This window comes from Moorena sp. (assembly GCF_982860115.1).
In genome coordinates this window covers 22,120-33,320 of the sequence record NZ_CEYLVT010000066.1, presented here as the reverse complement: position 1 = coordinate 33,320, position 11,201 = coordinate 22,120, and the positions used below count along the sequence as shown (strand labels likewise).

Here is an 11,201-nt window from a genome sequence, read left to right as displayed (position 1 = left end):
TGCCTCTTGCCTCTTGCCTCTTGCCTCTTGCCTCTTGCCTCTTGCCTCTTGCCTTTTGCCTTTTGCCTTTTTATGGCCTGTGTTTACAATCCAGATACAAACGCGATCGCTTAAGAACGATAAACCCTGACCCGCTTATCAGGCTTTTGCTTTCTGACCCAGGCTAAAAACTTTTGCATTTGAGGGTCATTTTTTAAAGCTTCACAGGTATTCAATTCCAGAGCTAAACGAGCATTTGGGAATAAAGCATGTATTTGTCGGTGACAAGCAGGGCAAATAGTAATCGTTGGACCAGGTTTCATCTTTTTTCGCTTAGTGTTTTGTCGCAGTATCAGGTGATGAACTGTCAATCGCTCTACATCTCTTCCACAAAGTTCACAAGTCATTGATAATTATAAAAGTTATGAATTTGGTGAGGTGCTTTCGTCCTATTTTTTAGGGAGTAGGGAGTAGGGAGTAGGCAAGAGGCAAGAGGCAAGAGAAAAAAATCCTGTGTACTTCATTACTACGATAACCGTAAAATACTCAGTGTTGAATATCTCAACTAAACATCCAATATCATGAAAGCTTGGTCAATAGTTTCCTATCTAGTTATCGGTATAGTTATCGGTATTTTTTTAGGTATTATACTACAAAAGTCTACTCAAGTAAACCAGTTGCTAAGACGCTACGGTATCCTCAGCACTTCTAGCATTAAGCATAATCAAAGCAAACCAGTTCCTGCCAATTTTCAAGGGAAGATGTCCTTATTTATTTTGGCAGGACAGTCGAATATGTCAGGAAGTGGTAAGCTGACAGCTGCTAGTTCCGTTACTCACCCCAGAGTTTTTGTTTTTGGAAACGATTACCGCTGGCATCTAGGCCAAGAACCGATTGATTCACCAAGTGGACAAGTTGATCGTGTCTCGGAAGATAAGTCAGCTGGAGTCGGTCCAGGGATGGCCTTTGCTACTGAATTGCTCCAATACGATCCTGAGCTGATTGTTGGTTTAATTCCCTGTGCTAAATGGGGTTCTAGTATTCAAGAGTGGCAAAAAAATCTAAGTGAAGATACTTTGTATGGCTCTTGCTTAAAGCGAGCCTATGCAGCTTCACCAATGGGAGAAATTAAAGGTTTATTATTCTTTCAGGGAGAAAGTGATGCCCTTAATCCTCAAGCCGACCCAAGTCGAAAATTTTTCCCAAATCAGTGGGCTGATAAATTTGTTAGGTTAGTAAAGGATTTCCGTCAAGACTTAGGGAAACCTGATTTACCAGTAGTTTTTGCTCAAATTAGCACCACTACTGATCCAGAAAAGCTCCCAAACTGGGAAACCGTGAAAGCACAACAGGAAACAGTCCAGTTACCAGCTACTAGGATGATTACAACAGATGACTTGGGTTTGCAAGACCATGTCCACTTGACAACGGAAAGTTATTTGATTGTTGGAAAACGATTTGCTAAAGCATTTTGGCAACTTACTCAAAGGTAATACTCAAAGATAATACGGTGCATCAAGACAGGGAAAACTAGAGGAAACGTCGCCATTGATTCAGGTCTTGCTTGATGAACATCTTATCTAAAACAGTTCCAGGGTTTTTAATTGCTAGCATCGCCATCATTCCAGCAATTCCCACAGTGGTGATATCAACACCAGCTGCTAAAACTGTTGCGCAACAAATTACTGTCCGGATTGATGGTCCAAAACAGGGTGGGAGTGGGATAATTGTTGAACGCCAAGGAAATACATATTACATCCTGACTAATGCTCATGTGCTACAAAAATCTGGCATCTACAGGATTCAAACCCCTGATGGCAATCGTTATCCTGTAGACTCTCGCTACATCAGACGGATGCCAGGAGTAGATTTAGCGATCTTACCTTTCATTAGCACCTCTAACTACCCAGTTGCTAGGTTAGGGAATTCCCAGCAAATCCTTGCAGGTCAAAGGGTTTATGTTGCTGGATGGCCTCGTTCTGGAGGTGCTTCTCGACAACGGCGGTTTATTAATACTGAAGGATTGCTCACGGAGGCTAGTTCTAAACTTCCTAGGGGATATGCTCTGAGTTATACCAATTTGGTCAGAATTGGGATGAGTGGTGGACCGGTATTAGATAATCAGGGGCGGGTAATTGGTATTAATGGCATGGTCAGGTTAGTGGGGGATTCTGACACAATTGTGGCATCTGGCATTAGCATTGACACCTATTTAACCTGGCGCTCTCAGCTGAAACTGCCAACTCCTGTAAAGACTCCTCAAGTCGCTGTCTCTCCTACAGCTGCATCTGCCAAGACCGGAACAGTTTTCTACAAGTTGGCCAATACCCTAAAGGTAGGCACTGGCTCAGTTAGTTCTGTGGCCATTGGCACCGTTGCTCAAGGGAGATCAGTAAAGGGATTGATGGCTGCTAGTGGTCATAGTGATGGCACTATCTCTTTGTGGAATCTGTCAACTGGTCAATTAATTCGTAGCTGGCGAGGTCACGGTGGCGCAGTGAATGCTGTGGTGATTAGTCCGGATGGTCAAACCTTAGTCAGTGGCGGTGATGACCGTATGATCAAGACCTGGAATATTAACACGGGTAAACCGTTAGTTACCCTGAGTGGACATCAAGATACAGTGGCGACTTTAGCCTTCAGTGCAGATAGTAAAACTTTAGTTAGTGGCAGCTGGGATAACACTATTAAGATTTGGCAGCTGCGTAAGGGTAAACTGTTGTATACCCTTACCGGACATTTAGGTTCAGTGAATTCTGTTGAAATCTCTCCTGATGGCAAAACCTTAGTCAGTGGTTCTCAAGATACAACTATTCGGCTGTGGAATCTAGCTACAGGTAAGTTAGTGCGTATCTTCAAGGGACATTCTCGATCGGTATCGTCTGTGGCAATTAGTCTGGATGGGAAGATTTTAGCCAGTGGTGGAGGAGACGGCACTATTCGCTTGTGGAATATTAACACTGGTAAACTGACTAGGACGTTGACGGGTCACACAGATGGGGTGTGGTCAGTAACCATGACTAGAGATGGAAGTACTTTGATTAGCGGTAGTTGGGATAAGACCATTAAGTTGTGGGATATGAGGAGCGGTCAGTTGAAAAGCACCTTAAATGGTCATTCGGGCTATGTTGTGGCTGTTGCGTTGAGCCAGGATGGTCAAACCTTAGTTAGTGGTGGTTGGGATCAGCAAATTAGAATTTGGAGAAAGCAAATCTCTAATTAACTTAAATTAACTTGAGTTTAAGATAAGCGATTCGGCAAAGCCGACGCTTCGCGAACGCACTCCTAGGCATTCCTAATCCAGTAATTTAGATTTGGTTAAAATTACGATAATATCTCAATTAATATCTCAATTTAAACGCTGTTGTATACACAATCAACCGGTCAAATAATCCCACGCCTTAATAAATGCAACAATTTGACTCACTGGAGGCAGGGTTGATACTGGTCTTGATGGTGTTGTGGTGTCTTCAGATTGCTCGATCCAGCTTGATTGATTCATCAGATACTTTCCAAAGTCTTGATTATAATAAATACTTAATGAGTAGTCTCTAGAGTTAGTAATAATTGTCTGAGTCGGAGCAATAAAAAAGTTAGCCGATGATTTTATTTCTGGTGCTAACTTAACGGTTTTAATTGGGTTAAGCTGCTCAATAGCTTGGCCAATACTTGTCAGTAATTTTTTGATTTGCTGTTTGTCTTGATGATTTAAAGTGTAAATTGAGCGTGAGGGTAGGCTATTTAATAGGGTCACAATATTGCGATGAGTTTGACCTCCATCTTTAAATGGTACAATTGCCAAGTAAGCGATAATGAATAAGTCAGCATTGTTGCTCGTAAAGGTAATGGTTGTTCTGCGGACACCCACCTCAATGCTGGGTGGTTGATTGAGCACTTCAGAAACATTAGCTATTTGATTATAAATCGAGGCTAAAGCCAAATTTGCTTTGAGGTCTAACGGCGTATCAACGATAATCTTTACTGTTGGCAGGGTCTCGTTGAAAAAGGTTTTGGCAGCTTCTGAAGACAGACGGATAATTTGACTTTGATCGCCATCAGGACTCAAGTCAACCCATTCACAGATCAGTCCTTCGGTTTTGAGACCAAACCGGGAAACGGCATATAGTTTTGCCCCAGTCAGGGTAGCACCAGTCAAATCTGCTCCAATCCAATTGGCTTTAATCAGCCTTGCCTTACTAAGATCAGCGTGTACTAAACTGGTATTAACTAAATTAGCATTGCTCAAATCAGCTCCAACTAAGGTAGCTCCACTTAATTTAGCGTTGCTGAGATCAGCCCAACTGAGGTTTGCTCCACTTAAATCAGCCCAGCGTAAATTTGCCCCACTGAGATCAGCTCCCCTAAAATTGGCACAGGTGAGATTTCCTTGTCTGATTTCAACCCCTTTTAGATTGCTACCGCTGAAATCGGCTTTGTGCAGATTTGTTCCATTTAAGTGGGCTCCCTTCAAATTTGCTTGACTAAGGGTTGCCCCCGCTAGATTAGCTTCATTGAAGATAGCGCGGCTGAGATTGGCTTGTCTGAGGGTGGCTTCTCGTAAATCAGCACCAGTGAGGTTTGCTGCGGTTAGATTTGCTCCACTAAGGGAACCACGAACCATCTCAGCACGAATCAGTGATGCCTGAATCAGTTGGGCACCTCTTAAATCAGACCGAATCAAATTTGCTACATTGAGCTGTGCTTGTGTTAACTTGGCTTTGGAGAGATTGGCACCACTGAGTCTAGCAACGTTTAAGTTGGCTCGGCTGAGGTTTGTGCCGCTCAAGTTAGCACCACTTAAGTTAGTTATACTCAGGTTAGCTTCACTCAAGTCGGCACCACTAAGAGTAGCGCCGCTTAGGTTAAGTTCCGTAAGATCCGCAGCTGTAAAATCTCTTACCCCTGCTGCATATTGTTGAATAATTTCCCTGACATTCATTACAATCTAACAAAAATTAATATTTATCATGGCATAGGCTGAATTCGGGTGAGAGATGATGAAAATTGGTATTGTAGGACTGGGATTGATGGGTGGGTCCCTAGGATTAGACTTGAGAGCACAAGGTCACCAGGTCTTGGCAGTCTCTCGTCAACCAAAAACCTGTCAATTCGCACTTGATCACGGCATTGTTGATAATGCGAGTATTGAATTAAGTATCCTAGCCACAGCAGAGGTTGTGTTTATCTGCACCCCAATAGCCGCAATCGCCTCTACTGTCAAGGATTTAGTCAACTATCTTAACAAGGATACCGTAATCACTGATATTGGTTCGGTCAAAATGCCAGTGGTTAGAGACATTGCTCCCCTGTGGGAAAATTTTGTAGGTGGTCATCCGATGTCAGGAAGGGAATACAGTGGTGTGGAAGCTGCGGTGTCTAATCTATTTGTCGGAAACCCTTATGTACTGACCCCGATTGAGACAACACCACCACCAGCACTTGAGAAGGTGGAGGAAATTGTGCGATCGCTTAAGTCATTGCTTTACATCACAACCCCGGAAAACCATGACAAAGCGGTAGCATGGATTTCTCATCTACCGGCGATGGTGAGTGGGAGTTTGATTAATGCTTGTATACAGGAGACTGACCCAGTTGTTTTGAAGTTAGCCCAACAGTTAGCTAGTTCTGGTTTTCGTGATACTAGCCGTGTCGGGGGTGGTAATCCAGAACTGCGAGTAATGATGGCTCGTTACAATCAGGAGTCGATAATGCGATCGCTTTTAGGCTATCGCGATCGCCTTGACCAGATAATTGAGGTGATTGAACAGGAAGATTGGTCAAGTCTGGAACAAATCTTTGAAACGACTCATGTAGCTCGGAAAAAGTTTGTTTCCTGAGTTTGTTTAGTTTGTTATTGAGCTAATTAGCAAGCGATCGCATGATGGAACACAAATAATTCCTAATCTTGCCCTTTGATAGCTCTGTTCATCAAAGGGCAAAACTTGAGATGTTTTGAGGCGATGAGGGATAACTAAAATTGAACAACATTTAACTATCTGTGGGGTAATATCAAAATTGTAAATCTATAAGACAGTGAGATGCACCCCAATTCAGGTTTATTGGCGATTCTCCAACTCACTCAGGCTCAACCTCCCTCCAACCCTCAATCGTAGCCATTAGAATGTTGACTAGGAGATGGTCTATTGCTTCTTTGAATGCTTCTACTCCTCCTGCTTTCAGTACATTGATTTCCTTCGTTTTGAGTGTTGGGTTACTCTCAAGTTGGTCAACAGCTTTAGGGACAACATTATAAAACTTTATTTTTTGATCTTTAGCCTCTAACATTGGCTTGTATTTTGCCCAAAATTTTCGCTCGTATTCTGCTTCATCAAGTTCATCAGAGATTTTGAACAATTCTGCGGCTATATCCTGTAAGCTTTGGTTGCCAGGGTTTGACTCTCGTGCACCATAAATTAAGTCTTTGATCCAATTCTCAGCTTCTGCTATTTTTATTAATTCAAAAACAACCTCTTTTAAATTAGCTCCTCCAGAAATTGCGTTTAAATTTTTATTTAATTCAAACGATAGCATTTGCTCTAGGGATGATTGATCAGGAAAAGCGTCTATTAGAGCGTCTCGTAGTTTTTTCCGCTGCTGACCAGATAAAGGGTGCATCTCAAAGTTGTAAATCTATAGCTCAGGGAACTGGAGAAGTGTTTTAGCCTTCAATCGGAGTATTTTGGCAAAAGTGAGATGCACCCCAGATAAATTCATATTATTCCAAGACTCACTTATCTTGTCTCTTGGGCTTCTAGCATCGCCAACTCCGTCTCAAAGTCAGCCATTCTTCGATCCAAGGTAATCTATTCAGTATAGTCAAAATAATTAGCGATTGGCCTACGGCCACGCCAAAGGCGATCGCACCAACAACCACCTCAGTTGTTGAGTTCTGCGAGAAGGAATGGATATATTTTGACTGCTATGTTATATTTATCCATGGTAATAATAACACAGACATTCAGAAGTTCGGAATTTGGCAGAAGGCTGATTAAGGTTAGCTTTCACATTACGAAACATTAGTGGTGGTTTGCTTACGCTATCTAGATTTGGTGATACCGCAAACCGATTAACTGTTGTACAAACTTTTGATTTCCAGCATACCAATTACCACAACATCAACTATTACCAATCCCTTGACCTCCTAACCAACCGGTTGTCCAAGCACTCTGAAAATTAAATCCCCCGGTAATTCCATCAATATCGAGAATTTCCCCAGCAAAGTAAAGACCTGGACATTGGCGGCTTTCCATAGTCTTGAAATTCACTTCTTTGAGACTAACACCACCACAAGTAACAAACTCTTCCTTAAAAACCCCTTTACCTTGAATCAAATAGCGTCCTTGAGTCAGTTCTTGAACTAACTGATGTACGGTTTTTTTAGATAGCTCAGCCCAACGGTTTTGTGCTCCCACTCCCACACTAGTAACTAAACTCACCCAAAGGCGCTTTGGGATAGGAATGGGACAACTAGTAGTAATGAAGCGTCGAGGTAACTGGGATTTAACATCGAGGAGTAATTTGCGCAATCGGTCTGGATTGTAATCAGGAAGCCAATTCACCAACAAGGGCATTTGATAATGGTGTTCATGCAACACTCTCGCCCCCCAAGCAGAAAGCTTCAGTACCACTGGACCACTTAAACCCCAGTGGGTAATGAGCAATGGTCCGGTTTGTTCCTTCAAGGTTTTACCAGCATCGGGTAATTTGAGGCAGACCTGTTTAACACTGACCCCAGCTAAATCCTGTAATCGAGAGTCTGGGATATTAAAGGTGAATAGAGAGGGAACAGGGGTTTCGATGGTATGACCTAAGGCTTTTGCCCAACGGTAGCCTAAGGGATTGCTACCAGTAGCAACCAAAACGCGATCGCATTTTATAGTCTCACCATTCCTCAACCCAATCTCAAATCCTCCTGGGGTCTGGTGTGGGGTGTCAGGAGTCGGGTGTTGGGAAGATTGTCGAGAGATCCACTTAACCGGATTACTGGTGCGAATCGTCACCCCTGCGGTCTTAGCTACTTGTAAGAGACAATCAACAATAGTTTCGGAAGTGTCAGTAATCGGAAACATCCTGCCATCGGCTTCAGTTTTCAGCTCAACACCGTGAGCCCCAAACCAAGCAATGGTATCCTTAGGTTGAAAGCGGGTGTAAGCCCCTCGCAATGCTTTGCTTCCCCTCGGGTAAGCTTGTACCAATTGGGCTGGATCAAAACAAGCATGAGTAACATTACACCGTCCACCACCAGAGATGCGCACTTTCGATAATGGATGGCGTGAGTATTCTAGCAGAGTGACATTGGTATGGGGATGAGTAGTTGCACAGGTAATTGCCCCAAAAAAACCAGCGGCTCCACCACCAATGACTACGACATTGAGATTTCGTGAATTATCCAAGGGAATCGGGAATTGGGAATCAGGAATCGGGAATCGGGAATCGGGAATCGGGAATCGGGAACAGGGAAAAAATCTTGTTTACCTTATTAATATGAGAACCCTTAATCAAAATCTCCCCATCTCCCCATCTCCCCATCTCCCCACACTTCCCATACTTCCATCTCTTTACCTTTTGCCTTCAAATCTTAGGATCGTCCTGGCAAATAATACTTAAAGTCCCTTGAGCCTTTATAGTCAGTGACATTAGCCAATTCTTCTAGAGTTTGGACACCACGAAGCAATTCGCCATTAATTTGCCAAGTAGGATAGGATTTAATTCCAGCAGCGATACAAGCTTGTGTCTGAGCATCTTTGCCATCACGAGCACACTCTATATAATTGATTTGAGAGAATGCCTGTTTTCCAAACAGTTGCTTCTGCTCATAGCAGTGGGGACACCAGTAAGCTCCGTATTTCTTTGCACCAACTTCAGTCAAATGACGCGCCAGATCAATTTCCGATTGACCAGAGGTTGTGTTAACTTTCCAACCACCAATAGCTGCGTTTGGCGCACCAGAGGCTGTGGGAATTGGACCACCATTGTCTGCTGATGTGGCCACGGATTCCCCAACATTAGCATAAACGCCTAAGGTACCTACCAAGGTGATCATGCCCACGATCAGACCGATAAAGAAAATTTGACCAATATCTTCCCAACTGCGACCCACAAGGGTTAGGACTAGCAGGCTAATGGCAAATAATGCTGAAGTGATGCAGTATATACAGAGTGCTTGGATCTCAAACGCTAACAAGTACATCAAGTAGCTACTGAAAACTGTCATAGCTGCTGCGCCTGCCAACAGCAGTAACCAAGTCCAATTTTCTAGTTTTGAGCGAAGTCCCTTCTTTGGGTCTCCCTTGACTAACAACGGAGTCAAGGCAAATGTAGCCATACTGGTGTATGCCAAGAAACCAAACAAGGTTAGTGGCAGACCAAATATACTAGCATAAGCGCTGGAAAGAACATCATTACAGCTGGAAGCATTAGCTGCACCCGCGCTGCAAACTGCAGTACCACCTGTCAGTTTAACCACAGTCAGATAAGCAGTTAACAGGGCACCCACGACAGCGATCGCAGCAATCAGCTGACGGGACCAACGATAAATCCAGGGGACAGAACGCCTGCGACTCACACTCATAATCTAGATAATTAGGAATAGGGGTTGCTTGAAAGTACTAACTACTACGTTATCAACTCAAACAACCAATAGACAGAAACCAAGGTGACATACTGTTGAAAGTCAACCTACCCTAAGGGAAGGCCAAGGGCGAACAACCTTTTAGAATGTAGAATTTAGAATGCAGAATTTAGAATGCAGAATTTAGAATTCTGACAGACAACCTTGGCCAAAAGGCCACGGGTGCGCGTTCAACCGGCCAACCTTCAACCTTCAACCGGCCAACCTTCAACCTTCAACCGGCCAACCTTCAACCTTCAACCGGCCAACCTTCAACCGGCCAACCTTTATCCTTCAAACAATTGGTTTTTGTTCTTGAATAGCCGACACACTACTGCGTACTGCTTCCACAAATTGACTGACCCGAATCGGGTCAATAGGTTGATCAATTTGTCCACGACGCTTGAGGGAACTAGAGACAATTACCCCATCAGCATATTGCATCAGGGTAGAGATATTTTCCCAATTAGCGCCACTGCCAATAAACACTGGTTTGCCCTTAGCCGCCGCCGAGGCTAACACCAGGTCTTGGGGATTAGTAGCAGTACCGGTTGCCCAGCCAGATAGAATCACACCATCAGCTAACCCCCGCTCTAAGGTTTCTTGTACAGCTATGGTGATATTCGGTGATTCCAAAGGTTGTCCATGTTTGACTAGAACATCGGCAATAATCTTAACATCACTACCCAGTGCCCGACGGTAGCGCAAGAGTGTATGAGCCTGTCCCTCAATTAACCCCTGGTCTGTTGCCATAATCCCAGTCAGAACATTAACGCGGATAAATTTAGCCCCTACACAAGTAGCAATTGCCAAAGCACTATGAGCATCATTGCGTAAAATATTGATCCCTATTGGTATGGGAACCAAGTTCATCAGTCGCTGGACTATGATCGTCATGGTACTGACTACTGCTGGATCGACCTGGTTTTTGGTAAATGGGGCGTCGAAAAAATTCTCAACAATCACCCCATCCACTCCACCAGAGCCTAAGGCGGTGACCTCTTGCTCAGCTCGGTCAATGACAGCTTGCAGGCTACCCCCCCAGCGCGGGGAAGTAGGGAGTGGCAGCAAATGCACAACTCCTATGATCGGATTCGGTGTCTGGAAAATTTGCTCTAAGTTCACAATCGATGGATGTTTGGAAGCCCCATCTCATCAGGGAGCGGGGAGGAAAAGCTACAGATAGAGAGGACCAGTGCCCCCTATAGAAAACTTGGAAATTGAGAGTAGGGTCGAATGCCTTTTCTGGCATCGGTCTACCACTGGCATTAATGGTGCGGTGCGACCAGGCGCGAGGTTAAACGCCCACACCGAAGGCGCACCAAGAGAAAAGCTATTGTGCTTACTCTTTTGATGAAACCTGGGATTTAGTTATCCAGGTTGCTAAAACCAGTTGCTAAAACCAATTGTATCGGTCAGTGCTATCCCCAAAGCAAGCACCATTATTCCTGAAGACCATTTCTAGCGGTTGTAGGTTAACAGAGGTGAGCCCTAAAACGACTACATCTGTTTTTGATCTCTACTGCCTACTGATTCTAGGTCAAGGGTAAAATAGGTATACATATTACCAGTAGATTGTACCTTTGTCTTGTCAAGTTTCAGCTTTCCGAGC

General features: G+C 43.9%; 9 protein-coding genes. 3 read left to right on the top strand and 6 right to left on the bottom strand.

Annotated features, from left to right (window positions below):
• Positions 1-110 precede the first annotated feature (110 nt).
• A complete protein-coding gene (locus tag AC4II3_RS13560) occupies positions 111-386 on the bottom strand; it encodes an HNH endonuclease (RefSeq protein ID WP_488007633.1) in 276 nt (91 codons plus the stop codon).
• 174 nt (positions 387-560) lie between these two features.
• Between AC4II3_RS13560 and AC4II3_RS13555 the strand changes: the two genes are divergently transcribed.
• Positions 561-1,472 (top strand): sialate O-acetylesterase, encoded by a 912-nt coding sequence (locus AC4II3_RS13555; RefSeq protein WP_488007631.1) that lies wholly within the window; start codon positions 561-563, stop codon positions 1,470-1,472.
• Between the two features lie 74 nt (positions 1,473-1,546).
• Positions 1,547-3,202 (top strand): trypsin-like peptidase domain-containing protein, encoded by a 1,656-nt coding sequence (locus AC4II3_RS13550; protein WP_488007629.1) that lies wholly within the window; start codon positions 1,547-1,549, stop codon positions 3,200-3,202.
• A gap of 153 nt (positions 3,203-3,355) precedes the next feature.
• On the opposite strand, the gene AC4II3_RS13545 is transcribed toward AC4II3_RS13550, so the two are convergent.
• Positions 3,356-4,918, bottom strand: coding sequence for a pentapeptide repeat-containing protein (locus tag AC4II3_RS13545; protein WP_488007627.1), 1,563 nt, complete (start codon positions 4,916-4,918; stop codon positions 3,356-3,358).
• A gap of 58 nt (positions 4,919-4,976) precedes the next feature.
• On the opposite strand from AC4II3_RS13545, the gene AC4II3_RS13540 reads away from it, so the two are divergent.
• Entirely contained in the window at positions 4,977-5,816 is an 840-nt protein-coding gene (locus tag AC4II3_RS13540) for a prephenate/arogenate dehydrogenase (protein WP_488007673.1), read from the top strand.
• A gap of 238 nt (positions 5,817-6,054) precedes the next feature.
• Here the strand turns inward: AC4II3_RS13540 and AC4II3_RS13535 are convergent, their stop codons facing one another.
• The 4 genes from AC4II3_RS13535 to btpA form a co-directional block, all read right to left on the bottom strand.
• Complete coding sequence (locus tag AC4II3_RS13535; RefSeq protein ID WP_488007625.1) at positions 6,055-6,594, bottom strand: effector-associated domain EAD1-containing protein; 540 nt, start codon at positions 6,592-6,594, stop codon at positions 6,055-6,057.
• Positions 6,595-7,094: 500 nt separating this feature from the next.
• Positions 7,095-8,372 (bottom strand): BaiN/RdsA family NAD(P)/FAD-dependent oxidoreductase, encoded by a 1,278-nt coding sequence (locus tag AC4II3_RS13530; protein WP_488007623.1) that lies wholly within the window; start codon positions 8,370-8,372, stop codon positions 7,095-7,097.
• Positions 8,373-8,557: 185 nt separating this feature from the next.
• Complete coding sequence (locus tag AC4II3_RS13525) at positions 8,558-9,550, bottom strand: vitamin K epoxide reductase family protein (RefSeq protein ID WP_488007621.1); 993 nt, start codon at positions 9,548-9,550, stop codon at positions 8,558-8,560.
• A gap of 333 nt (positions 9,551-9,883) precedes the next feature.
• Complete coding sequence (gene btpA, locus AC4II3_RS13520; RefSeq protein WP_488009863.1) at positions 9,884-10,714, bottom strand: photosystem I biogenesis protein BtpA; 831 nt, start codon at positions 10,712-10,714, stop codon at positions 9,884-9,886.
• Between the last annotated feature and the right edge of the window lie 487 nt (positions 10,715-11,201).